The organism is Mesorhizobium sp. CNPSo 4689 (assembly GCF_057784325.1).
Genome location: NZ_JBWLUZ010000008.1, coordinates 130,368 through 152,160, shown reverse-complemented (window position 1 = coordinate 152,160; position 21,793 = coordinate 130,368). Strand labels below are relative to the sequence as shown.

Annotated in this window: 25 protein-coding genes; 13 read left to right on the top strand and 12 right to left on the bottom strand. The window is 63.1% G+C overall.

The features are described from left to right. Positions 1-94: 94 nt before the first annotated feature. The gene (locus tag AC04SI_RS14705; protein WP_404280388.1) at positions 95-1,102 is read right to left on the bottom strand and encodes a sterol desaturase family protein; all 1,008 of its coding nucleotides are present in this window, start codon (positions 1,100-1,102) and stop codon (positions 95-97) included. A 273-nt stretch (positions 1,103-1,375) separates the two neighbouring features. On the opposite strand from AC04SI_RS14705, the gene AC04SI_RS14700 reads away from it, so the two are divergent. From AC04SI_RS14700 to AC04SI_RS14670, 7 genes are all read left to right on the top strand, one after another. Continuing rightward, a complete protein-coding gene (locus AC04SI_RS14700; protein WP_404280390.1) occupies positions 1,376-2,413 on the top strand; it encodes a LacI family DNA-binding transcriptional regulator in 1,038 nt (345 codons plus the stop codon). 325 nt (positions 2,414-2,738) lie between these two features. Beyond that, positions 2,739-3,380 (top strand): 50S ribosomal protein L25/general stress protein Ctc, encoded by a 642-nt coding sequence (locus AC04SI_RS14695; protein WP_404280392.1) that lies wholly within the window; start codon positions 2,739-2,741, stop codon positions 3,378-3,380. A 24-nt stretch (positions 3,381-3,404) separates the two neighbouring features. Further along, positions 3,405-4,130: an aminoacyl-tRNA hydrolase gene (gene pth, locus AC04SI_RS14690; RefSeq protein WP_404280394.1), complete on the top strand. Its 726-nt coding sequence runs from the start codon at positions 3,405-3,407 to the stop codon at positions 4,128-4,130. A 95-nt stretch (positions 4,131-4,225) separates the two neighbouring features. After that, complete coding sequence (gene ychF / locus AC04SI_RS14685; RefSeq protein WP_404280397.1) at positions 4,226-5,329, top strand: redox-regulated ATPase YchF; 1,104 nt, start codon at positions 4,226-4,228, stop codon at positions 5,327-5,329. A gap of 84 nt (positions 5,330-5,413) precedes the next feature. Then, positions 5,414-6,379 (top strand): magnesium/cobalt transporter CorA, encoded by a 966-nt coding sequence (corA, locus tag AC04SI_RS14680; RefSeq protein ID WP_404280400.1) that lies wholly within the window; start codon positions 5,414-5,416, stop codon positions 6,377-6,379. A gap of 143 nt (positions 6,380-6,522) precedes the next feature. After that, positions 6,523-6,993: a MaoC family dehydratase gene (locus tag AC04SI_RS14675; RefSeq protein WP_404280403.1), complete on the top strand. Its 471-nt coding sequence runs from the start codon at positions 6,523-6,525 to the stop codon at positions 6,991-6,993. Next, entirely contained in the window at positions 6,990-7,460 is a 471-nt protein-coding gene (locus AC04SI_RS14670) for a MaoC family dehydratase (RefSeq protein ID WP_488474392.1), read from the top strand. Before AC04SI_RS14675 ends, AC04SI_RS14670 begins: the two co-directional genes overlap by 4 nt. A gap of 10 nt (positions 7,461-7,470) precedes the next feature. Here the strand turns inward: AC04SI_RS14670 and AC04SI_RS14665 are convergent, their stop codons facing one another. The 5 genes from AC04SI_RS14665 to petA form a co-directional block, all read right to left on the bottom strand. Beyond that, entirely contained in the window at positions 7,471-8,016 is a 546-nt protein-coding gene (locus AC04SI_RS14665; RefSeq protein ID WP_006202565.1) for an adenine phosphoribosyltransferase, read from the bottom strand. Between the two features lie 90 nt (positions 8,017-8,106). Beyond that, positions 8,107-9,252 (bottom strand): alpha-hydroxy acid oxidase, encoded by a 1,146-nt coding sequence (locus tag AC04SI_RS14660; protein WP_488474391.1) that lies wholly within the window; start codon positions 9,250-9,252, stop codon positions 8,107-8,109. A 212-nt stretch (positions 9,253-9,464) separates the two neighbouring features. Further along, positions 9,465-10,322 (bottom strand): cytochrome c1, encoded by an 858-nt coding sequence (locus tag AC04SI_RS14655; protein ID WP_488474390.1) that lies wholly within the window; start codon positions 10,320-10,322, stop codon positions 9,465-9,467. A gap of 27 nt (positions 10,323-10,349) precedes the next feature. After that, the gene (locus AC04SI_RS14650) at positions 10,350-11,651 is read right to left on the bottom strand and encodes a cytochrome b (RefSeq protein WP_488474389.1); all 1,302 of its coding nucleotides are present in this window, start codon (positions 11,649-11,651) and stop codon (positions 10,350-10,352) included. A 16-nt stretch (positions 11,652-11,667) separates the two neighbouring features. Next, on the bottom strand, positions 11,668-12,228 hold the full coding sequence (gene petA / locus AC04SI_RS14645; RefSeq protein WP_120014706.1) for a ubiquinol-cytochrome c reductase iron-sulfur subunit: 561 nt from the start codon (positions 12,226-12,228) through the stop codon (positions 11,668-11,670). A gap of 314 nt (positions 12,229-12,542) precedes the next feature. Here petA and AC04SI_RS14640 point away from each other — a divergent pair, with 314 nt between their 5' ends. Then, a complete protein-coding gene (locus tag AC04SI_RS14640) occupies positions 12,543-12,887 on the top strand; it encodes a cupin domain-containing protein (protein WP_404280413.1) in 345 nt (114 codons plus the stop codon). An 84-nt stretch (positions 12,888-12,971) separates the two neighbouring features. Here the strand turns inward: AC04SI_RS14640 and AC04SI_RS14635 are convergent, their stop codons facing one another. The 5 genes from AC04SI_RS14635 to AC04SI_RS14615 are packed head-to-tail and all read right to left on the bottom strand — an operon-like array spanning position 12,972 to position 18,026. Beyond that, positions 12,972-13,280: a DUF6665 family protein gene (locus tag AC04SI_RS14635; protein ID WP_404280415.1), complete on the bottom strand. Its 309-nt coding sequence runs from the start codon at positions 13,278-13,280 to the stop codon at positions 12,972-12,974. A gap of 34 nt (positions 13,281-13,314) precedes the next feature. Further along, positions 13,315-13,770, bottom strand: coding sequence for a GNAT family N-acetyltransferase (locus AC04SI_RS14630; protein ID WP_488474388.1), 456 nt, complete (start codon positions 13,768-13,770; stop codon positions 13,315-13,317). A 3-nt stretch (positions 13,771-13,773) separates the two neighbouring features. Then, positions 13,774-15,657, bottom strand: coding sequence for an ABC transporter ATP-binding protein (locus AC04SI_RS14625; RefSeq protein WP_488474387.1), 1,884 nt, complete (start codon positions 15,655-15,657; stop codon positions 13,774-13,776). Further along, entirely contained in the window at positions 15,654-17,555 is a 1,902-nt protein-coding gene (locus tag AC04SI_RS14620; protein ID WP_404280499.1) for an ABC transporter ATP-binding protein, read from the bottom strand. The genes AC04SI_RS14625 and AC04SI_RS14620 overlap by 4 nt, the downstream gene beginning before the upstream one ends. Before the next feature lie 21 nt (positions 17,556-17,576). Then, entirely contained in the window at positions 17,577-18,026 is a 450-nt protein-coding gene (locus AC04SI_RS14615) for a hypothetical protein (protein ID WP_404280422.1), read from the bottom strand. A gap of 463 nt (positions 18,027-18,489) precedes the next feature. Here AC04SI_RS14615 and AC04SI_RS14610 point away from each other — a divergent pair, with 463 nt between their 5' ends. Together AC04SI_RS14610 and soxR are read left to right on the top strand one after the other, a co-directional pair. Further along, the gene (locus tag AC04SI_RS14610) at positions 18,490-18,948 is read left to right on the top strand and encodes a tRNA (cytidine(34)-2'-O)-methyltransferase (protein ID WP_404280424.1); all 459 of its coding nucleotides are present in this window, start codon (positions 18,490-18,492) and stop codon (positions 18,946-18,948) included. A gap of 153 nt (positions 18,949-19,101) precedes the next feature. Continuing rightward, positions 19,102-19,548 carry a redox-sensitive transcriptional activator SoxR gene (gene soxR, locus AC04SI_RS14605; RefSeq protein WP_006202577.1) on the top strand — a complete coding sequence of 149 codons (447 nt, stop codon included), beginning with the start codon at positions 19,102-19,104 and terminating at the stop codon, positions 19,546-19,548. On the opposite strand, the gene AC04SI_RS14600 is transcribed toward soxR, so the two are convergent. After that, the gene (locus tag AC04SI_RS14600) at positions 19,545-19,802 is read right to left on the bottom strand and encodes a hypothetical protein (RefSeq protein WP_120014714.1); all 258 of its coding nucleotides are present in this window, start codon (positions 19,800-19,802) and stop codon (positions 19,545-19,547) included. The genes soxR and AC04SI_RS14600 overlap by 4 nt on opposite strands. A gap of 107 nt (positions 19,803-19,909) precedes the next feature. On the opposite strand from AC04SI_RS14600, the gene hemF reads away from it, so the two are divergent. The 3 genes from hemF to AC04SI_RS14585 all read left to right on the top strand — a co-directional run bounded on the left by hemF (position 19,910) and on the right by AC04SI_RS14585 (position 21,785). Continuing rightward, on the top strand, positions 19,910-20,824 hold the full coding sequence (hemF, locus tag AC04SI_RS14595; protein WP_404280427.1) for an oxygen-dependent coproporphyrinogen oxidase: 915 nt from the start codon (positions 19,910-19,912) through the stop codon (positions 20,822-20,824). Positions 20,825-20,886: 62 nt separating this feature from the next. Continuing rightward, positions 20,887-21,330: a DUF1344 domain-containing protein gene (locus AC04SI_RS14590; RefSeq protein WP_345892492.1), complete on the top strand. Its 444-nt coding sequence runs from the start codon at positions 20,887-20,889 to the stop codon at positions 21,328-21,330. Positions 21,331-21,599: 269 nt separating this feature from the next. Further along, positions 21,600-21,785 (top strand): DUF1059 domain-containing protein, encoded by a 186-nt coding sequence (locus AC04SI_RS14585; RefSeq protein ID WP_006202582.1) that lies wholly within the window; start codon positions 21,600-21,602, stop codon positions 21,783-21,785. Positions 21,786-21,793: the final 8 nt, after the last annotated feature.

Sequence of the window (21,793 nt, the reverse complement as noted above, 5' to 3'; positions counted from 1 at the left end):
CTCCCAGTTGCCGTCGTCAGACGGGTTTTGAAAAACTTTGTCGCTTCACGCGCCTCTCTCCCGATTGCGCGCCGTGATCGATGCTTCGCCCGGCTCACGCCCCGGCGTTCATGCGCTCCCTCTTCTTCTGGAAGCGGGCGTCCATCATGGCATCGCCCTCTTTGGTGCCGTCGTGCCAGGTGCCGAACCATCTATCGAGCGGGATCAGCCCGTCGCCGCCGTAGTTCACCTCGAAATATTTGTGGTGCAGGTAGTGCGTGTAGGCGTGGCTGTTGATGGCCGTGTCTTCGGTCACCTCCAGCTTGTCGAAGCCGAGATGGCCGTTGACGGCGCCGAAACCCGCAACATGCAGTTGGAACAGCGCGACGATCGGGTTGGACGGGATGACCAGGTGCCAGAAGGCGACCGCGTGGTACAGAAACCCCTCCACCGGATGCATCGACAGCGACGACCAGGGCGACGGGTTGATCGAATTGTGGTGGACCGAGTGGATCCAGCGATAAAGCGGGCCCCAGTGGATCAGGCGGTGGATGAAGAAGAAGTGCACCTCGTGGATGGCCGGCGCGACCAGCACCAGCGCCGCGAGATAGACCGGGTGGTCCTGCCAGCCGACCCACGGCACGTAGCCCTTGGCAAAGCACCACAGGAAGATGACTTCGACCACCGTCCACAACGGGATGGTTATGAAGAACGAGCGCAGGAAGTTGTCGAGGTTCTGGCTCTGGAACCAGAACACGTCGGACGGCGCATCGCCGGGGAATTTGTGGTTGTATTTGAACCGAGTCTGCTGGGCGCGCTTGATGTAGTAGCGCAGCTCGAAGATGCCGTAGAAGACCAGGATCGCGGCTGCGTTGACGGCATAGAGCCACAGAGCCCAGCGCCAGTCGATGGTCTTCATCGTCTCGACGCTGGGGACGACATAGGACCAGTAGATCAGCGCAGTGGCCATGTGGAAGGCATTCCACGGCCAGATATAGCCGGGCAGCCATGCCAGGACCTTCGGCAGCTTCGGTGGCCAGCTCCACAACGGCACGGCCTCGATGCGCCCGTTTGGCTTCCAGTCGCCGCGCTTGTCGCGTACGCCGTATTTGAGATCGTCCATGCAAATCCTCCACCCGCAACGCCTTGGGATGGCTCGCACGCGCACGCTGCCTCACACCGCCATAGGGCGGAGGGTCAGAACCTGTCTGCGCTGTGCTGCTGCTATCCTTGGGCTGGCGGTGCTTGCGCCTTCTTTGTTTCTGCCCGAGATAAACATCTTGATCCAAAATGAATCAAGAATAGAATGTCTATTCCAAAATGATTGTATCATTCGTCTCAGAATTGCCTGATGAATGATACGTTTGTATCAATTGCTACAGGCTGATGACACGAAATGGACCAAACCAAGCGGCCGACGATAAAAGATGTCGCCGCCGAGGCGAATGTTTCGGTGGCCACCGTCAACCGGGTGCTGAGCGGCTCGGGTGCCGTCCGCCAGGGCACGCGCGAGCGCGTCAGGCTGGCGGCGGAGCAGATCGGCTTCTACGGCATGGGTGCGCTGCGCAGCCGCATAGCGGCCGCCCGGCCGCGCTACCGGTTCGGCTTCCTGCTGCACCAGCCCAGCCGCGCCTTCTACCGCAACATTGCCGAGGCGCTGCGTGCGGCGGTGCCAACTATGCCCGACTGCGAAATAGAGCTGCGCACAGTTTTCCTTGACGATCTGTCGCCACAGAACGTCGCCTCGCGCATGCTGGCTTTGGGCGCCGAATGCGACGCGGTCGGCGTCGTCGCGGCGGTCCATCCACTCGTCACCCAGGCGGTCGACACGCTCAATGCCCGCAACGTGCCGGTGTTTGCGCTGATCTCGCAGATCTCGGCGACCGGGCACGTTCGCTATATCGGGCTGGACAACTGGAAGGTCGGGCGCACCGCGGCCTGGGTGTTCGAGCATGTATGTCGAGCGCCTGGCAAGCTCGGCATCCTCGTCGGCAATCATCGCTACCGCTGCCAGGAAATGAACGAGAGCGGCTTTCGCTCCTATTTCCGCGAGCACGCCCCCGGCTTCACGCTGCTCGAGCCGCTGCTGACCTTCGAATCCAGCGCCATCGCGCAGGAGATGACCGAAAAACTGCTGAACGAAAATCCGGACCTGTCCGGCCTCTATGTCGCCGGCGGCGGCATCACCGGCGCCATCGCCGCGCTGCGCTCCACCGGCCGGGCCGGCAGCCTCGTCGTCGTCGGCTACGAGCTGATGGAGTCGACCCGCCCGGCGCTGCTCGACGGCACGCTGACCTTCATCATCTCGCATCCGCTCGCCCGCATAGCGCAGGAAGCGCTGGCCGGCATGATCCGAGCCGTTTCCGCCCCGAACGAGGGCGGCAATTTCACCAACATCCTCCCTTTCGAGATCTACACGCGCGAAAACATCTAGGCGGATCCATCGCCTGCGAGCGCGTAACGTCCCCGGAATGACCTGCAGGTTGCACGAACGTGTTTGGACACGATATAGAAAGTCGGCTCAACGCCCATGCCCTGCCACGGCTTGCACCCTTTCTCGCCTTCCGCTATAGAGCCGCCACCCGCGTAGACACCCTTGGAGGCAACGCGGCGGAAGGCTGCCTTCCCTTGTGATCCCGAACAAAGGTCCGCGTATGCGGCTTCCGGCTTTCGGACATCCAGGCCTGGCGGCTTTCGACGTTTACAGCCCAAGCACTTTGCCGGCCGTGAACGCTCCATAACACGCGAAAGGAAATGCCATGAGCCACGATACTTACGAGCTCAAGGCCGAAGCGCGCGAACAGGTCGGTAAGGGGTCCGCCCGTGCAGTTCGCCGCAACGGTAAAGTGCCTGCAGTAATTTACGGTGACAAGCAGCCTCCCCTGGCGATCGCGCTCACCTACAAGGACATCTACTACAAGATTCATGGCGGCGGGTTTTTGACCACGATCGCCACGATCGATGTCGACGGCAAGAAGATCCAGGTCCTGCCCAAGGACTTCCAGCTCGACCCGGTCAAGGATTTCCCTGTCCATGTCGACTTCCTGCGCATCGGCAAGGACACCGAAGTCAATGTCGACGTGCCTGTCCACTTCATCAACGAGGACAAGTCGCCCGGCATCAAGCGCGGCGGCGTGCTCAACATCGTGCGTCACGAAGTCGAGTTCCACTGCCCGGCCAATGCGATCCCGGAATTCATCACCGTCGATCTCACCGGCGCCGACATCGGCGACTCGATTCACATTTCGGCGGTTACGCTGCCGGCCGGCGTCAAGCCGGCGATCTCCGACCGCGACTTCACCATCGCGACCATTGCCGGCTCCTCGGCGATGAAGCCGGAGGTCGAGGAGACGACCGAGGCGGCTGCCCCCGAAGCGGCTCCGGCCGCCGAAGAGAAGTAATCCCTTTCCGCTCGGAGAACGACGATGCTTGTCTTTGCAGGCCTCGGCAATCCGGGCGCGAAATACACCAACAACCGGCACAATGTCGGCTTCATGGCGGCGGACGCAATCGCCCGCCGCCATTCCTTTTCGCCTTGGTCGAAGAAGTTCCAGGGCCTGATCGCCGAAGGCACGATCGACGGCGAAAAGATCATCCTGATCAAGCCGCAGACCTTCATGAACCTGTCCGGCCAGTCGGTCGGCGAAGCGCTGCGCTTCTACAAGCTCGAACCTTCCGCTCTCACCGTCTTCTATGACGAGATCGATCTTGCCGCCGGCAAGGTTAGGGTCAAGGTAGGCGGCGGCGCCGGCGGTCACAACGGCATCCGCTCGCTGGACGACCATGTCGGCAAGGGTTTTCGTCGCGTCCGCATTGGCGTCGGCCATCCCGGCGTCAGAGAGATGGTGCACGGCCATGTGCTTGGCGACTTCGCCAAGGCCGACCGCGAGTGGCTTCAAGTTCTGCTCGACACGATCGCCGATGACGCCGGATTGCTGGTCAAGGGCGACGACAATTCTTTCATGAACCGGGTGACGCTTGCCTTGCGCGACAGACTGACGCCGACCGGCGACGACGACCGCCCGCCGCCCAAGGCCCCGAAGGCCCAGAGCCACATTCGCCAGGCACGGCCGCAGCAGGCGCCGGCCAAGCTGCCCGAAACCGGCCCGATGGCCGCCATGCTGAAGAAGCTGTTCGGTGGCAAGGGCTGAACCGGGACGCGATCGCGGCCGTAGGGCTTGACGATCCTTGGCGCTATCGCCCATAGCCCTGATCAAATTTCGCTTTCCCGATAGGACCGGACAAAATGGGTTTCAAATGCGGCATCGTTGGCTTGCCCAACGTCGGCAAGTCGACGCTTTTCAACGCGTTGACCAGGACGGCGGCGGCGCAGGCCGCCAACTATCCGTTCTGCACCATCGAACCGAACACCGGCGAGGTGGCAGTGCCCGACCCCCGCCTGCAAAAGATCGCCGCGATCGGCAAGTCGAAGGAGATCATCCCGACACGCATCTCCTTCGTCGACATCGCCGGCCTGGTGCGTGGCGCCTCCAAGGGCGAAGGGCTGGGCAACCAGTTCCTCGCCAACATCCGCGAGGTCGACGCCATCGTCCATGTGCTGCGCTGCTTCGAGGATGACGACATCACCCATGTCGAAGGTCGCATCGATCCGGTCGCCGACGCCGAGACCGTCGAGACCGAGCTCATGCTCGCCGACCTGGAGAGCCTCGAACGCCGCATCGCGCAGTTCCGCAAGCGCGCGTCCGGCAAGGACAAGGAAGCGATGACGGTGCTGCCGACCATGGAAGCGGCACTCGAGTTGCTGCAAGCAGGCAAGCCGACCCGCATCCTGCTCAACGGCATCTCGCCGGAAGACCTGCGCATCCTGCAGGGGCTGAACTTGTTGACCTCGCATCCCGTGCTCTATGTCTGCAACGTCGCCGAGGCCGATGCGGCCACCGGCAACGAGCACGCCAGCGCGGTGGAAAAGGTGGCCGCGGCGCAGGGCGCCAGCACGGTCGTCATCTCGGCCGCGATCGAGGCCGAGGTCGCCCAACTCAGCGACGAGGAGGAGATGGAATTCCTGGCCTCGCTGGGGCTCGACGAGCCAGGCCTCAACAAGGTCATCCGCGCCGGCTACGAGCTTTTGCAGCTGATCACCTATTTCACCGTCGGACCGAAGGAAGCGCGCGCCTGGACTGTGCACAAGGGCGCGAGGGCGCCGCAGGCGGCCGGCGTCATCCACACCGATTTCGAGCGCGGCTTCATCCGCGCCCAGACCATCGCCTACAACGACTTCGTCGCACTTGGCGGCGAAGTGGCGGCCAAGGAAGCCGGCAAGGCGCGCGACGAAGGCAAGGAATACGTCGTCCAGGACGGCGACATCATGCTGTTCAAGTTCAACACCTGACCTTGCGGGCAGCCCGCCCTCGCGGCGGGCGCTCCTGGGGAAGGCGAATTTCGGATTGCCACACGAGCAAAGGGAGACCCGGCGATGATCAAAGCCTTCGTCGTGGACAATGATCGCCTGCGCATTACCGAAAACCTCGACGACAATGTCGTCTGGGCTGACCTCTTGAGCCCGACAAAGGAAGAAGAGGCCGCCATCGAGAGTTGGCTCGGCGTCGCCATTCCGACCCGCGAGGAGATGGAGGAGATCGAGATTTCGAGCCGCCTCTATGTCGAGGACGGCGCCTATTTCATGACTGCCACGCTGCCGGCCCAGACCGAGATCGACGATCCCCTGATGTCGCCGGTCACCTTCGTGCTTGCCGGCACGAGACTGATCACCGTGCGCTATCACGAGCCGAAGGCGTTCAAGACCTTTCCGCAGCGCGCCGAGAAGGTGGCGACCGGCTGCACCAGCGGCGACACCATCCTGATCGGCCTGCTGGAGGCGATCGTCGACCGGCTCGCCGATATTCTGGAGCGCGCCGGCCGCGACGTCGAGGCGATCTCGCGCGACATCTTCCAGGCGACCTCGACCAAGGTTTCCAAGCGCAACCGCGACTTCCAGGAACTCTTGAAAGCCATCGGCCGCAAGGAAGATCTTACCTCCTCGATCCGCGACAGCCTGATCTCGCTGCAGCGCCTGGCTGGCTTCTTCGCCCATGCCTCGACCCGCACCAAGATGAGCAAGGACACAAAGGCGCGCATCAAGACGCTGTCGCGCGACGTGCTGTCGCTCGCCGACCATGCCACCTTCCTGTCGCAGAAGATCTCCTTCCTGCTCGACGCCACGCTCGGCATGATCTCGATCGAGCAGAACGCCATCATCAAGATCTTCTCGGTCGCCGCCGTCATCTTCCTGCCGCCGACTTTGGTCGCCTCGATCTACGGCATGAATTTCGACATCATCCCCGAACTCAAATGGCAGCTCGGCTATCCCTTCGCCATTGCCATGATGGTGCTGTCGGCGATCCTGCCCTTCTGGTATTTCCGCCGCCGCGGCTGGCTTTAGGCGCCCCAGGCCCACGCGCCGTCGATGCTGGCGCACCAGAAATTGCTTGACCAAAACCCGTGCGGCCTTCATCCGGGAAACCCCGATCCGTCCTGATCGGTGTTCCGCAACCGGATTTAGACGATGACCGGAAAGACTTGGACATGACCGGAAAGACCTGGGCCTATGAGGATTTTGTCGAGGGCGCCTCGCTCGACCTCGGCGTGAAGCAGGTGAGCGCCGCCGAGATCATCGAATTCGCCAGTAAATTCGACGCCCAGCCGATGCATCTCGACGAGGAGGCCGGCAAGGCCAGCATTCTGGGCGGTCTGTCGGCTTCCGGCTGGCACACCTGCGCGATGTTCATGCGCATGCTGTGCGATGCCTTCCTGCTCGACTCGACCTCGCAGGGCTCGCCGGGCATCGAACACGTCAAATGGAAGAAGCCGGTTCTGGCCGGCGATACGTTGAGTGGCACGCTCACCGTACTCGCCAAGCGCCAGTCCAGGTCGCGGCCTCAGCTTGGCCTGATCACCATGCGCAGCGAACTGTTCAACCAGCGCGGCGAAAGCGTCTTCGAACTCGAAAACACTGGCATGTTCCTCGCGCGTGATGCCGCAAAAGGCCTGTCATGACCCTCGACGAGTTCTTCCTGATCGGCGTCACCGTCACGCTCGGTTCGCACACATTCGAACCGGACGACATCAAGGCATTCGCCCGCAAATACGATCCGCAGGTCTTCCATGTCGACGAGGAGGCGGCAAAGACGAGCGTGCTCGGCGGTCTCTGCGCCTCCGGCTGGCACACCGCCGCCACCTGGATGAAGTACAACCTCGAAAAGCGCATGGAGACGGAAGGCGTCCGCTGGACAGGTCCAGGCCCGCAGCCGGAATTCGGCCCCTCCCCGGGCTTCAGGAACCTGAAATGGCTGAAGCCGGTCTATGCCGGCGAGACCGTGACATTCATGCGCACCGCGCTCGCCCATCGCCCGCTCACCGCGCGCCCCGGCTGGCATTTGCTGACGCTGCTCTGCGAGGCCTCCGATTCGACCGGCGACAAGGTCATCGAGTTCGACAGTGCGGTGCTGGTGAAGGTCGAGTAGTTCGCCCTTTTCAATGCCCCTCGAAGCCGATCAGCGTCCTCACCGGCACGCCGAGCGACTCCAGCTTCTTGCGGCCGCCGAGATCCGGCAGGTCGATGACGAAGCAGGCGGCAAGGATGTCAGCGCCGATCTGCCTGAGCAGCTTGACCGCCGCCTCCGCCGTGCCGCCGGTGGCGATCAAATCGTCGACCAGGATCACCTTTTCGCCCTCGGCAACGCCGTCCTTGTGCATCTCCATCTCGTCCAGCCCATACTCCAGGCTGTAGGCGACGCGTACCGTCTCGTAAGGCAGCTTGCCTTTCTTGCGGATCGGCACGAAGCCCGCCGAAAGCTGATGCGCGACAGCCCCGCCGAGGATGAAACCGCGCGCCTCGATGCCGGCGATCTTGTCGATCTTCAGCCCGGCATAGGGATGCACAAGCTCGTCGATGGCGCGGCGAAAAGCGCGCGCATTGCCGAGCAGCGTGGTGATGTCGCGAAACAATATGCCAGGCTTGGGATAGTCGGGAATGGTGCGGATCGCCGAGAGCAGCGTCTCTTCGAGGGAGGATTTCATGGTTCGCACTCCACACTGGCGTATTCGATGTCTTGCCGCGAATAGCGAGACCCGTTGGCTTCTTCGGGCGTCCGCCCGTTTCGCGCGAGATTACCTGAAACGCAGATTTTCGCGCGTCAATTGTTCGATCGTGGTGCAGCCCATCAGCTTCATGCCGCGCTCGATCTCGACCCGCATCTGTTCGAGCGCCCGTTCGACGCCCGCCTGCCCGGCCGCCGCCAGCGGGAACAGATAATAGCGGCCGACGCCGACGGCCTTGGCGCCGAGCGACAGCGCCTTCAGCACATGCGTGCCGCGCTGCACGCCGCCATCCATGATGACGTCGATCCGGTCGCCGACGGCATCGACGATCTCGGCAAGCTGGTCGAAAGCCGCCCGCGAGCCGTCCAGCTGCCGACCGCCATGGTTCGACAGGACAATGCCGCTGCAGCCGATCTCGGCGGCGCGCCTGGCATCCTCGACCGACATGACGCCCTTGAGGCAGAATGGACTCGACCACAGCCGGACCATCTCGGCGACGTCGTCCCAATTCATCGACGGATCGAGCATCTCGGTGAAGTAGCGGCTGATCGACATGGTGCCGCCGCCCATGTCGACATGCTCGTCGAGCTGCGGCAGCTTGAACCCCTCATGCGTGAAATAGTTGAAGGCCCAGCCCGGCTTGACGGCGAACTGCAGCATTCCGGCGAGGTTGAGCTTGAAGGGAATGGCAAAGCCCGTGCGCTTGTCGCGTTCGCGGTTTCCCCCGGTGATGCTGTCGACGGTCAGCATCATCACCTCGACGCCGATGTCCTTGGCGCGCTGCATCATCGCCCGGTTCAGGCCGCGATCCCGGTGGAAGTAGAACTGGTAGCCCTGCGGCCCGCTGCTGATCTTGCGCGCCTCCTCGAGGCTGACCGTGCCGAGCGAGGAGACGCCGAACATCGTGCCGTATTTGGCTGCGGCCTTGGCGACCGCGCGCTCGCCCTGATGGTGGAACAGCCGCTGCAAGGCGGTCGGCGAACAATAGACAGGCATTGCCAGCTTCTGGCCCATGACCGTCACCGACATGTCGATCTCGCTCACCCCACGCAAGACGTTGGGAACCAGGTCGCATCTCTCGAAGCTTTCGGTGTTGCGGCGATAGGTGACCTCGTCGTCGGCCGCACCGTCGATGTAGTTGAAGATCGGCCCCGGCAGCCGCTGCTGCGCCATGCGCCGGAAATCGGAAAAATTGTGACAGTCGCGTAGCCGCATCATCGATTTCCAAACATCATGCCGTCGACGATCTCCCGTCACAGACGCCGCGTGGCATAGCAATCACATGGCGCCGTGCCAACGGGCTTGTTCAAGCGGCCGGCAATCGACCATGCCGCCGGCCCGGGCCTCATCCAAGCAAAAAGGGCGCCTTCCGGCGCCCTCCATGATCGTCTTGCTTCAAAGCGGCTTAGGCCCTTATCAACCAGGCCTTAGTGCGCCACGCCTTCCCACACCTTGCGCTTGGTCAGATAGACCAGGGCGCCGAACAGGAGCAGGAACACCAGCACGCGGAAGCCGGTCTTCTTGCGGTCTTCCATATGCGGCTCGGCCGCCCACATCAGGAACGCCGACACGTCGCGCGAATACTGGTCGACCGTCTGCGGCGCGCCGTCATCATAGGTCACCTGGCCGTCCGACAGCGGCTTGGGCATCTTCAGCGACACGCCGGACAGGAAGTATGGATTGTAGTGCGTGCCCTCGGGGATCACCATGCCGGCCGGCGGCGTCTCGTCGTAGCCGGTCAGCAGCGAATGGATATAGTCGGGGCCGCCCTGCGCATACTGCGTGAAGATGTCGAATACGAAGCGCGGGAAGCCGCGCTCGACGCCGCGCGCCTTGGCCAGCAGCGACATGTCGGGCGGAGCGGCGCCGCCATTGGAGGCAGCAGCAGCCTGCTCGTTGGCGAACGGCGCCGGGAAGTAGTCGGACGGCTTGCCGGGACGGTCGAACATGTCACCGGCGTCGTTGGGGCCGTCATGGATGGTGTATTCGGCGGCAAGCGTCTTCACCTGCGCTTCCGAATAGCCGAGCCCTTCCAGCGTGCGGAACGCCACCAGGTTCATCGAGTGGCAGGCCGCGCAGACTTCCTTGTAGACCTTCAGGCCGCGCTGCAGCTGCGCCTTGTCGTAGGTACCGAACGGCCCGGCGAAGCTCCAGTCCATCTCCTTCGGCTCATCGATCGGGAAGTGCGTCGGCGCGGCCGCGTTGTGTGCCTCCTCGGCGGCGATCGCCGCGGTGCCAACAACCACAAGGCCAAGCAGCGCCAGCGAGGTGAGAATCTTCTTCATGCCAAATCCCCTTAGATTCTCTGCCGCTCAGCCCTTGGTTTCCGGCGCGGCCGTAGCCCCCGCAGGATGATGTCCGCCACCCTTGTTCTTCTCGAGCACCGCCTCGGTGATCGAATTCGGCAGCCTGCGCGGTGTCTCGATCAGCCCGAGCACCGGCAGCGCAACCAGGAAGAAGGCGAAGTAGAACAGCGTCGCCATTTGCGCCATGAAGACATAGGTGCCTTCGGCCGGCTGCGAGCCGAGCCAGCCGAGCAGGACGGCGTCGGCCACGAACAGCCAGAAGAACAATTTGTACCAGGGCCGGTAGACCGCCGAGCGCACCTTGGAGGTGTCGAGCCACGGCACCAGGAACAGCATGACGATGGCGCCGAACATGCACAGCACGCCGCCGAGCTTGGAGTTGATCGGGCCGATGTTGAAGGTGATGGCGCGCAGGATCGCGTAGAACGGCAGGAAGTACCATTCCGGCACGATGTGGGCTGGCGTCTTCAGCGGATTGGCGACCGTATAGTTGTCGGGATGGCCGAGAAAGTTCGGCAGGTAGAAGACAAAATAGGCGAAGAAGAACAGGAACACGATCATGCCGAACGCGTCCTTGATGGTCGCGTAAGGCGTGAAGGCGACGGTATCGGTCTTCGACTTGACCTCGATGCCGGTCGGGTTCGACTGGCCGACGACGTGCAGCGCCCAAACGTGCAGCACGACGACGCCCGCGATCATGAACGGCAACAGATAATGCAGCGCGAAGAAGCGGTTGAGCGTCGGATTGTCGACGGCAAACCCGCCGAGCAACAGCTCCTGGATCCAGTTGCCGACCAGCGGGATGGCGCTGAAGAAGCCGGTGATGACGGTGGCGCCCCAGAAGCTCATCTGTCCCCACGGCAGCACGTAGCCCATGAAGCCGGTCGCCATCATCAGGAGGTAGATGATGCAGCCGAGGATCCACAAAAGCTCGCGCGGCGCCTTGTAGGAGCCGTAGTAGAGGCCGCGGAAGATATGGATGTAGACGGCGACGAAGAAGAACGAGGCGCCGTTGGAATGCAGATAGCGCAACAGCCATCCCGAATTCACGTCGCGCATGATCTTTTCGACCGAGTCGAAGGCGAGGTTGGTGTCGGCCGTATAGTGCATGGCCAGCACGATACCGGTAAGGATCTGCGAGACCAGCATGATCGACAGGATGCCGCCGAAGGTCCAGGCATAGTTGAGGTTGCGCGGCACCGGATAGGCGACGAAGCTGTCATAGATCAGCCGCGGCAGCGGCATGCGGGCGTCCAACCAGCGTTCGATACCGGTCTTGGGCGTATAGGTCGAGTGTCCCTCGCTCATCGAAATATCCCCTGCCTCAACCGATAAGGATCTTGGTATCGGAAATGAACTTGAATACCGGCACCGCCATGTTCTCCGGTGCCGGACCTTGGCGGATACGGCCGGCGGTGTCGTACACCGAACCGTGGCACGGGCAGAACCAGCCGCCGAAATCGCCTTCCTGGCCGAGCGGGATGCAGCCCAGATGGGTGCAGACCTGCACCATCACCATCCAGGCTTCCTTGCCGGGCGTGGTCCGGTTGGCATCAGTCGCCGGGGCATCAGCCGGCAGGTTGGCGTTGCGGGCGATCGGATCCTTGAGCTCGGCGAGGTTGACGGCCTCGCCGTCCTTCATCTCCTGCTCGGTGCGGTTGCGCACCACGACCGGCTTGCCGCGCCATTTGACGATCAGCGACATGCCCGGCGTCAGCGAAGCGACATCGACCTCGACCGAGGCCAGCGCCAACGTCGAGGCATCGGGGCGCATCTGGTCGATGAACGGCCATGCGACGGCGCCCGCGCCAACCACAGCGGCCATGCCGGTGGCGACGTAGAGAAAATCACGACGGTTGGGATCCTGGGTGTCGGTTGCGCTCACGGGTGCCTGATCCTTTCGCCTCGTCCGTGCCGGTGGTCGAGCCTCGTTCCCCGCTCATTCACGCCAACCCGACAGCGCATGGCGAACAGGCTAGCGAATTCCTCCGGCATTTGGACTTCGGTTTATGCGTGAAGCCCGTTTTTGTCCAGCGGCGTGGAGGCACAAGGGCAGATTGTCGCGGGGACATGATCCGGCGTCGGGCGACGCTGTGCCGGAGTATCCGCGAAGACCGGGAAACAGCTGGAAAAGCAACGGCAAACCGACGCCTCGCCTTTGCCTCGACAGGCGATGCCAGCCTGGCCTATCCTGCTCCCATGGCGCACGTCATCGACCGCGACACCTGGGCCGAGGCGCCCGACTGCTGGCAAGGCGAGCTGCAGTGCGGCGCCTTTGGCTCCAACAGCTGCCTGATCTTCAACTATTTGCCTGACGTCGGCGGCGGCCCACGTCTGCACAGCCATCCCTACGCAGAGATCTTCATCATCCGTCAGGGCACCGGGCTGTTCACGGTCGGCGACCGGCAAATCGAGGCGTCCGCCGGCCAGATCGTCATCGTGCCGCCGGACACGCCGCACAAATTCACCAATCTCGGCCCGGGCGCGCTCGAGACCACCGATATCCACGAGAACGGCAGCTTCATCACCAAATGGCTGGAGTAGACCATGATCCCGAGCCGAAGGTCAGCGTAGCAAAAAGTGGAGGCCGGTTTTCGGAAAAGATCATGGTCAAACAAAAAGATAGCGCTATTTGGCGCCGAGCCTGACCAACACGGCCCTTGGGATATCGTACTCGCGGATCACCGCGTCGTGCTTGCGCAGGCCGCAGAGTTCGCGCTGGATGAAGTAGCCGTGCACGGCTTCGGCCGCTTCCTTGAGGAGCCTGGGCCGCTGCTCCTTGTCGTCTCCATTCTCACGCAGTTTGGCCAGCGTCTCCTCGACGCGCTGCCCGGCGCGTCCGAGCGCCGCTGCCTTCTCGGCCAGGATTTCATGGCCGAGCGCGTCGAAGGCGGCTTCCCCGGCCGAACTGCCGGTGGACGGCGGGCGCAACGACATCTCAGTCTCCTTTCCTGCCGGCCGCGGACTTTGTCTAGAACGTCATACGATGGGTGACGAATTCTTCGCCCTTGACCGGCCCGAAGCCGAGTCCCTCATAGAAAGCGAAGGCTTCCTGCGGCGCCCTTGTGTTCAGCGCGGCGAAATGTCGACGTGCCCTGTCGACAACCGTCTCGACCAGCATTCTGCCGACACCGTTGCGGCGATGCAGCGCGCTGACGAACAGGTGACGGACCCGGCCTTGCTCCCTGCCGTCGAAATAGGGGTCGATGTTCAGCCCACACACACCAACGACTTCGCGGCCATGCCAGACGCCAAACAGCGCCTCGCCATGTTTCAGGAACCTGTTGCGGCGGCTTGCCCAGCCATCGGCCAGGCGCACCAGCATCCAGTATCCCTCGAGGCGGCTCTCTTCCATCAATGCGCGGAAGGCTGGCGTCGTCGGCCGCAGCCGCTTCAGCACATAGCCGGTTACCATTGATCCGCCCATGCCCTACTCCGCCGGACGCGTCTCTTCCAGCACGCTTTCCTCGTTGAACAGGAAGCCGCCGGACTGGCGCTTCCACAGCCGCGCATAGAGCCCGTCGAGCGCCACCAGTTCGTCATGCGTACCTTGTTCGACGATGCGGCCGCCGTCGAGCACCACCAGCCGGTCGAGGGCCGCGATCGTCGACAGCCGGTGCGCGATGGCAATGACGGTCTTGTTCGCCATCAGCCGCGCCAGATTTTCCTGGATCGCCGCCTCGATGTCGGAATCGAGCGCCGAGGTCGCCTCGTCGAGGATCAGGATCGGCGCGTCCTTGAGGAAGACGCGCGCGATCGCGACGCGCTGGCGCTGGCCGCCGGACAGCTTCACGCCGCGCTCGCCGACAAAGGCCTCGTAGCCCTTACGGTCTCTGTTGTCGCGCAGGCCGAGGATGAAGTCGTGCGCCTCGGCCTTCGTGGCCGCCGCGACCACTTGCGCCTCGGTCGCATCCGGCATACCGAGCTTGATGTTGTCGCGCAGCGAGCGATGAAAAAGTGCCGTGTCCTGGCTGACGACGCCGATGTTGGCGCGCAGCGAGTTCTGCGTCACGCCCGATATGTCCTGCCCGTCGATCAGGATCTTGCCGCCCTCGAGGCCGTAGAGGCGCAGGATCAGATTGGCCAGGGTCGTCTTGCCGGCGCCGGACGGCCCGACCAGCCCGACCTTCTCGCCCGGCCGCACCACGAGGTCGATGCCGTCGAGCACGCCGAACCCCTTGCCATAGTGGAAGGTGACGTTCTTCACCTCGATGCGGCCGCCGCCCACGACCAGCTCGCCGGCATCCGGCGCATCGGTCAGGCCGAGCGGCTGCGAAATCAGCGCCTTGGAATTCTCCAGCACGCCGAGATTCCTCAGGATGCTGTTGAGCTGCATCATCAGCCGGCCAAGCAGCATGTTGAGCCTGAGCACCAGCGACAGCGTGAAGGCGACCGCGCCGACGGTGATCGAGCCTTCCACCCAGAGATAGATGGCAAAGCCGGCGATCGCCATTATCATGATGCCCGACAGCGTCGTCAGCGCCATGCGCACGCCGGTCAGCCTGCGCGTGAATGGCCGCAGCGCATCGAGATAGATGTCGAAGCCGTTCCGGATATAGCGGTCGTCGCCATCGGCCGAGAACAGCTTCAGCGTCTGCACGTTGGAATAGGAATCGACGATGCGGCCGGTGATCATCGAGCCCGCCTCGGCGGTTGCCTCTGCATGCTTGCGAATCGCCGGCAGGTAGAACTTGGCGATGAAGCCGAAGGCGGTGATCCAGATCACCACCAGCACCGCCAGCCTGAGATCGAGCCCCGCGACCAGCGCCAGCGTCGTCACCGTGTAGACGATCATGAACCAGACGACCTCGATGAAGCTCTCCATCAGGTCGCCGGTCGCCTGCCCGGCCTGCCAGACCTTTGTGGCGATGCGGCCGGCGAAATCGTTCTGGAAGAAGGCGTAGGACTGGCGCGAGACGTGGCGATGCCCCTGCCAGCGCACCAGATTGTAGAAGCCCGGCGTGATCGTCTGCTCGTTGACCAGCGCCGACAGGCCGACGACGAGGGTGCGGATGACCAGCACCACCGCGGCCATGAAGACGAGTTCGGGGCCGGCGGCGGTCCACAAAGCGTGCCAACTGCGCTCGCCAGGAAGCTGGTCGAGAATATCGACCAGCCGCCCGACGAAATAGAACAGTCCGGCCTCGACCAGCGGCGCGATGCCGCCGATGACCAGCATGGCGAAGAAGGCGAACTTCGCCTGCCCGACATAGTGCCAGAGGAAGCCGCCGACGCTGGCAGGTGGCCTGAGACTCGCCGGCTCCCGGAACGGATAGACCCAGTTCTCGAACCAGCGATAGACGGCAGTCATCATTCGGCGGCTTCACCCTTGGCGCCAATGTCGTTGGCGATAGCGTCGTTGGCGGCCTCCGCCGGGCTCTCGTCGAGCAGGAAGCCACCCGACTGGCGCTGCCAGAGCTGCGCGTAGAGTCCGCCCTTGGCGACCAGTTCCTCGTGCGAACCTTCCTCGATGACACGGCCCATGTCCATGACGACGAGCCTGTCCATCGCCGCGATGGTCGACAGCCGGTGCGCGATGGCAATCACGGTCTTGCCTTGCATAAGCCTGTAGAGGTTCTCCTGGATGGCCGCCTCGGCCTCCGAATCGAGCGCCGACGTCGCTTCGTCGAGAATGAGGATCGGCGCGTCCTTCAGCATCACGCGGGCAATGGCGATGCGTTGCCGCTGGCCGCCGGACAGTTTGACGCCGCGGTCGCCGACATGGGCGTCGAACCCCTTACGGCCGCTGGCATCGATGAGCCCGCCGATGAAGTCGAGCGCCTCGGCCCGCCCCGCCGCCTCGAGCAGCATCTCGTTGGTGGCGTCGGGCCGGCCGTAGAGAATGTTCTCGCGCACCGAACGGTGCAGCAGCGAGGTGTCCTGCGTCACCATGCCGATCTGCGCACGCAGCGAATCCTGCGTCACCGAAGCTATCTCCTGGCCATCGATCAGGATCCGGCCTGCTTCGAGGTCGTAGAAACGCAGCAGCAAGTTAACCAGCGTCGACTTGCCGGCGCCGGAACGGCCGACGATGCCGACCTTTTCGCCCGGCTTCACCGTCAGCGACAGGTTCTCGATGACGCCCTTCTGCTTGCCATAGTGGAAGCGGATGTCCTCGAAGCGGATCTCACCCTTGGAAACGGTGATGTCTTTCGCACCCGGCCCGTCTTCGACCAGCCGCGGCAGCGAGATCGATGCGATGCCGTCCTGCACCGTGCCGACGTTCTCGAACAGGCTCGACATTTCCCACATGATCCATTGCGACATGCCCCACATCCTGAGCACGAGGCCGATGACCACGGCGACGGCGCCGATCGTCACCGCCTGGCCGAGCCACAGCCACAGCGACAGCGCGGTGACGGAGAACAACAGCAGCCCGTTCAGGATGTAGAGCAGGCCATAGAGTACCGTCACCAGCCGCATCGACCGGTAGACCGTATCGAGAAAGCCGGCCATGCCTTCCTTGGCGAAGGAGGCCTCGCGGCGCGCGTGGCTGAACAGCTTGACCGTCTGGATGTTGCTGTAGCTGTCGACGACACGGCCGGTCATGGTCGAGCGTGCATTGGCCTGCTCCTCGCCGACCTTGCCGAGCCGCGGGATGAAAAAGCGCAGCAGCCCGATATAGCCGATGAGCCAGACGACCAGCGGCGTGGCGAGCCGCCAATCGGCCGAACCGACGATGAACAGCACACCGAGGAAATAGACGATGATGTAGTTGAGCACGTCGATCAGCTTGATGACGCATTCGCGCACGGCGAGCGCCGTCTGCATCAGCTTGGTCGCGATGCGTCCGGCGAACTCGTCCTGGTAGAAGGCCATCGACTGCTTCAGCAGATAGCGATGCACCTGCCAGCGGATGCGCATCGGGTAGTTGCCCATCAGCGTCTGCTGGTTGAGCAGAGAATGCAGCCAGACCGTGCCCGGCAGTGCGAACAGCACGATGAAGGCCATGCCGGCGAGCTTCCAGCCTTCGGTCTGCAGGAAGGTTTCGCGGTTCTGCCCCGACAGCCAGTCGACGATGTGGCCGAGGAAGCCGAACATCCACACCTCGGCAAAGGCAATCGCCGCCACCAGGATCGCGTCCAGGACGATGTAGGGCCAGGCGCCGCGTGTATAATGCATGCAGAAGCCGACCAGCGTCTTCGGCGGCTCGACCGGTTCCGCCGCCGGGAACGGATCGAGCCTTTTCTCAAACCAGCTAAACATCATCATGCTCATAAATCTCTTTTCCGCTCACGCGGCACGGGAACGGACGAAATCCCTGGAGCGCGTAGCGTCCCAGGAGCGCGTGGCGTCCCCGGAGCGCGTAGCGTCTCCGGACTGCGTGGCGCCTGGGACCAGCGATACGGAATCATCCGCGTCGCTGGTCCTGCTTCGCGCAATATAGGGGCTCGCGTGCTTTTCGCCGACAGGCTCGCTTGACGATCCTGACGGCACGGTGCCGCCAGCCCGGTCCTTCGCCCCCGGCCGGATCATCCTGATGATCCGGCGCACCAGCGACGGCCGGCTGGGGTCGGGAACGGCGCGCGAGAAGTCGACATCCGGCAGCATGCCGCGATGCGGACGCCGGCGCGTCTCGGCGTGGACCGCCGACGAATAGGTTTCGCCGATCAGCAGCGCCCAGGTCGCCATCTTGCGTTCGTGCAGGCTTCTTGAACCGGGTATTTTGTAGGGATCGAACATCGGTCCGTCCTCCATGTGCAAATGCGATAAAAAGGGTGAAGCAAGCTCGACCGCCGGCATTCGGCCAAAGGCACGGATGGCGTCGGCGCGCATTGCGTCAGTCCGGGCACGACGGCAAGCGTCGGCCCGGATACGTTCAGATGGGGCGTCGAGCCCCTTTGGCAGTTTGAAAAACATCGCAAGATTCCTTCGAGAGCCGAAAACTGGGTTCGGCGGGAATCGGTGCGATCAGAGTCTTTAGAGAGTCAGGAGAATCGTCGTACCGAAACCGCCGTCGGGCGTACAAGGCCCCAAGAGGGGCGCTGGATGTGCATGGTCATCATGAATTACCCCTCCATCGGTTCGGGTTGACAATGAGCGGCGTATACCCGACTTCGCAGAAAATGGCCACCCGCCAGTCCAGGAATTTCCGAAACCGCGAAATCCCTGTGGCCGATCTGCCACTTATTAGAAGGATGCGGAAATGAACGACCGTCTCCGCATCGCGCTCTACCAGCCTGACATCGCCGGCAATACCGGAACAATCCTGCGCTTTGCCGCGTGCCTCGGTCTCGGCGTCGACATCATCGAACCGGCCGGCTTCCCGCTCTCCGACAGGACGCTGAAACGGGCCGGAATGGACTACCTCGAAATGGCGGCGCTGACCCGGCATGTTGACTGGCACGCCTTCGAGCAATGGCGCAGCGGCGGCGCGCGGCGTCTGGTGCTGCTGTCGACCAAGGCCGCGACCGCCTACACCGACTTTGCCTTTGCCAATGGCGATGTCCTTTTGTTCGGCCGCGAGTCCGCAGGCGTGCCGGATCCGGTCCACCAAGCGGCGGATGCGCGACTGGTGATCCCGATGCAGCCGGGCGCGCGCAGCATCAATGTCGCGCTTTCCGTCGCCATGGTCGCGGGCGAAGCGATCCGGCAGCTGCGATAGAATCTCCAGTCCGGCGGCAACGCCGCCCCTGTCGCTGACCTCAGCTGCTTGAGTCATTCTCACCCAGGCGCACATCGCCTTCTCCTGATTTGCCTTGTCTGGATCTCTTCGCTACAAGCTCAACTTAACTTGAGGTCAAGCGGAAAGTGCGAGATGGCTCCGGTAACGGAATTGACGGTCGGCCAGGTGGCGATGCGCAGCGGCGTCGCGGTGTCGGCGCTGCATTTCTACGAGGCGCGCGGGCTGATCCGCAGCCACCGCACGTCAGGCAACCAGCGGCGCTACGGCCGCGACGTGCTGCGGCGGGTGGCGATCATCCGGGTCGCCCAGGAGGTCGGCATCTCGCTGGCCGAGATCGCGGCCGCCCTTCAGTCCCTGCCCGAGGGCCGCACGCCGACGCGCGAGGATTGGAATCTGCTTTCAACGGCCTGGCGCGACAGCCTCGATCAAAAGATCAGTCAGCTGAAGAAGCTGCGCGACGGGCTCACAGACTGTATCGGCTGCGGCTGCATGTCGATCGACAAATGCCCGCTCAGGAACAAGGGCGACAAGCTGTCGAAGCAGGGCGCGGGCGCGCGGCGCCTGTTGGTGGAGCGCTAGTCCGCCGCCGGCAATCTGCGGATCGTGAATTCGATGACATCCCCCGGCCGTTCGAACCAGCTTTCGATCTCGGTCCAATAGGCCTGTTTGGGAAAACGTTCGAACCACTCCTTGGCCTTGAGGCGCGCATCGGAGCGCGGCAAGACGAAGGTCTCGCGCAGGAAACCGTCGCGCGGCATGCGCTCGCGCTCGGCGCGCGAACGATCGAGCCTTTTCTTCAACCCATCCAGCTTCGGTCTTGCCGGGGTGCGCACGAAACAACTCCTTGCACCTTAATGACACTTGACCCTTGCCCTTAAGAGATTAGGGATCGCGCCCGGAAAAGACGAGTCATTTGTCGGCTGCGACGGGAGACAGCATTTTGGAACGACCTGAAATACCCGTGGGGCTGCCGGACGACATCGAACAGAAGAAGATGAAGGCCAAGCTTTGGTTCGAGACGCTGCGCGAGCGCATCTGCGCCGCCTTCGAGCAGATCGAGCAGGATGTTCAGGGACCGCTCGCCTCATGGTCGCCCGGCCATTTCGAGAAGACGCCGTGGGAGCGCGACGAAGGCAAGGGCGGCGGCGGCACCATGTCGATGATGTATGGCCGCGTCTTCGAGAAGGTCGGCGTCCACACTTCGACCGTCTATGGCGAGTTCTCGCCCGAATTCCGCAAGCAGATGCCGGGCGCCGAGGAAGACCCGCGCTTCTGGGCAAGCGGCATCTCGCTGATCGCCCACCCATGGAACCCCAACGTGCCAGCCGTGCACATGAACACCCGCATGGTCGTCACCTCGCGCCAGTGGTTCGGCGGCGGCGCCGACCTGACGCCGGTGCTCGACCGCCGCCGCGTCCAGGACGACCCCGATACTTTGGCCTTTCACCGCGCCATGCAGTTCGCCTGCGAGAAGAACGCCGGTGTCGCCGATCATGCGAAATTCAAGGCCTGGTGCGACGAATACTTCTTCCTGCCGCACCGCAACGAGCCGCGCGGTACCGGCGGCATCTTTTTCGACTGGCTGCATTCGGACGACGACAAAGGTGGCTGGGACGCCGATTTCAACTTCGTCCAGGATGTCGGGCGTTCTTTCCTCGTCGTCTACGGACATCTGGTTCGGGCCAATTTCAACGAGAACTGGACCGATGGCGACCGCGACGAACAGCTGATCCGGCGCGGCCGATACGTCGAATTCAACCTTCTTCACGATCGCGGCACCATCTTCGGCCTCAAGACGGGCGGCAATGTCGCCTCGATCCTGTCCAGCCTGCCGCCGGAGGTAAGATGGCCGTAAAAAATCGGTGAGCGGGGCGTGAGCCGCAATGACGTCCCATTCGCCGAATTCTGGCAGGGAATGTGGCACCACAGATTTCTTTTTCGTCTAATATCCATTTGAAAAAACTGGGTTATTTGTCGTCTCGGGTCGGGAAGCGCCGGCGGTTCGCCCGCGAAACCGCGACTCGACGCAACCGGACGGCCCAAGACGACGCGGATCATCTTCTCGACAAGGATGTCCGCTTTTCCCAGGAGTACTTTGCAATGCGCAAAATCATTGTGTCGGCCGCCGCGGCCGCCCTTCTCGCCTCCGGCTCGGTTGCCTTTGCCGCCGTCAAGCACACCACCGGGACGGTCAAGGCCTTTGACGCAACGGCCATGAGCCTGGTTCTCGAGGATGGATCATCTTTTACGCTTCCCAAGACCTTCAAGGATCCTGGCCTGAAGGCCGGCGAAAAGGTCCGCGTTTCCTGGGACATGAGCGGCAAGAACAAAGTTGCCGAGGCAGTCAAGATCGTGAAGTGATGGCCCGCTCGTCGGAACAAGACCAGCTTTTGTCTGGTCTTGCTCCGGGGTAGCGTAAGAGGGCGGAGCAGCGATGCTCCGCCTTTTTGTTCCTGGCCGGCAACCAAAACCAGGCATTTGTGTTATGGTTGCTCCCCCGAGCGTGTCCTGAACCGAAGGTCGGCCCAGCAAGATCGGAACCGGTTTCGGAAGGATCATGCAACGATCAAAGTGCTGGAGCGCCCGTGTCTCAGCTGCCGCCCGCTCCAGGGAGGAAAAAGGAGAATCCCATGAAGGAATTCCACTGCGGCTCGCTCGTCCCCGGTTGTGACTGGCATACGCGGGCCGACGAGGAGGCCGAGATCATGCGCCGTGCCGTTGAGCACATGCGCGAGACCCACGGCGAGACGGTGATCCGCGAGACGATGGTCGAAGCGATCCGCTCGCGCATCGAGAAAGCCCGCGACGCGGCCTGATCTCAGCT

What these genes read in the sequence shown, in the direction of transcription:
- AC04SI_RS14705 (WP_404280388.1), bottom strand. Translation starts at nt 1,102, where the DNA reads ATGGACGATCTCAAATACGGCGTACGCGACAAGCGCGGCGACTGGAAG.
- AC04SI_RS14700 (WP_404280390.1), top strand. Translation starts at nt 1,376, where the DNA reads ATGGACCAAACCAAGCGGCCGACGATAAAAGATGTCGCCGCCGAGGCG.
- AC04SI_RS14695 (WP_404280392.1), top strand. Translation starts at nt 2,739, where the DNA reads ATGAGCCACGATACTTACGAGCTCAAGGCCGAAGCGCGCGAACAGGTC.
- pth (WP_404280394.1), top strand. Translation starts at nt 3,405, where the DNA reads ATGCTTGTCTTTGCAGGCCTCGGCAATCCGGGCGCGAAATACACCAAC.
- ychF (WP_404280397.1), top strand. Translation starts at nt 4,226, where the DNA reads ATGGGTTTCAAATGCGGCATCGTTGGCTTGCCCAACGTCGGCAAGTCG.
- corA (WP_404280400.1), top strand. Translation starts at nt 5,414, where the DNA reads ATGATCAAAGCCTTCGTCGTGGACAATGATCGCCTGCGCATTACCGAA.
- AC04SI_RS14675 (WP_404280403.1), top strand. Translation starts at nt 6,523, where the DNA reads ATGACCGGAAAGACCTGGGCCTATGAGGATTTTGTCGAGGGCGCCTCG.
- AC04SI_RS14670 (WP_488474392.1), top strand. Translation starts at nt 6,990, where the DNA reads ATGACCCTCGACGAGTTCTTCCTGATCGGCGTCACCGTCACGCTCGGT.
- AC04SI_RS14665 (WP_006202565.1), bottom strand. Translation starts at nt 8,016, where the DNA reads ATGAAATCCTCCCTCGAAGAGACGCTGCTCTCGGCGATCCGCACCATT.
- AC04SI_RS14660 (WP_488474391.1), bottom strand. Translation starts at nt 9,252, where the DNA reads ATGCGGCTACGCGACTGTCACAATTTTTCCGATTTCCGGCGCATGGCG.
- AC04SI_RS14655 (WP_488474390.1), bottom strand. Translation starts at nt 10,322, where the DNA reads ATGAAGAAGATTCTCACCTCGCTGGCGCTGCTTGGCCTTGTGGTTGTT.
- AC04SI_RS14650 (WP_488474389.1), bottom strand. Translation starts at nt 11,651, where the DNA reads ATGAGCGAGGGACACTCGACCTATACGCCCAAGACCGGTATCGAACGC.
- AC04SI_RS14640 (WP_404280413.1), top strand. Translation starts at nt 12,543, where the DNA reads ATGGCGCACGTCATCGACCGCGACACCTGGGCCGAGGCGCCCGACTGC.
- AC04SI_RS14635 (WP_404280415.1), bottom strand. Translation starts at nt 13,280, where the DNA reads ATGTCGTTGCGCCCGCCGTCCACCGGCAGTTCGGCCGGGGAAGCCGCC.
- AC04SI_RS14630 (WP_488474388.1), bottom strand. Translation starts at nt 13,770, where the DNA reads ATGGGCGGATCAATGGTAACCGGCTATGTGCTGAAGCGGCTGCGGCCG.
- AC04SI_RS14625 (WP_488474387.1), bottom strand. Translation starts at nt 15,657, where the DNA reads ATGATGACTGCCGTCTATCGCTGGTTCGAGAACTGGGTCTATCCGTTC.
- AC04SI_RS14620 (WP_404280499.1), bottom strand. Translation starts at nt 17,555, where the DNA reads ATGATGATGTTTAGCTGGTTTGAGAAAAGGCTCGATCCGTTCCCGGCG.
- AC04SI_RS14615 (WP_404280422.1), bottom strand. Translation starts at nt 18,026, where the DNA reads ATGTTCGATCCCTACAAAATACCCGGTTCAAGAAGCCTGCACGAACGC.
- AC04SI_RS14610 (WP_404280424.1), top strand. Translation starts at nt 18,490, where the DNA reads ATGAACGACCGTCTCCGCATCGCGCTCTACCAGCCTGACATCGCCGGC.
- soxR (WP_006202577.1), top strand. Translation starts at nt 19,102, where the DNA reads ATGGCTCCGGTAACGGAATTGACGGTCGGCCAGGTGGCGATGCGCAGC.
- AC04SI_RS14585 (WP_006202582.1), top strand. Translation starts at nt 21,600, where the DNA reads ATGAAGGAATTCCACTGCGGCTCGCTCGTCCCCGGTTGTGACTGGCAT.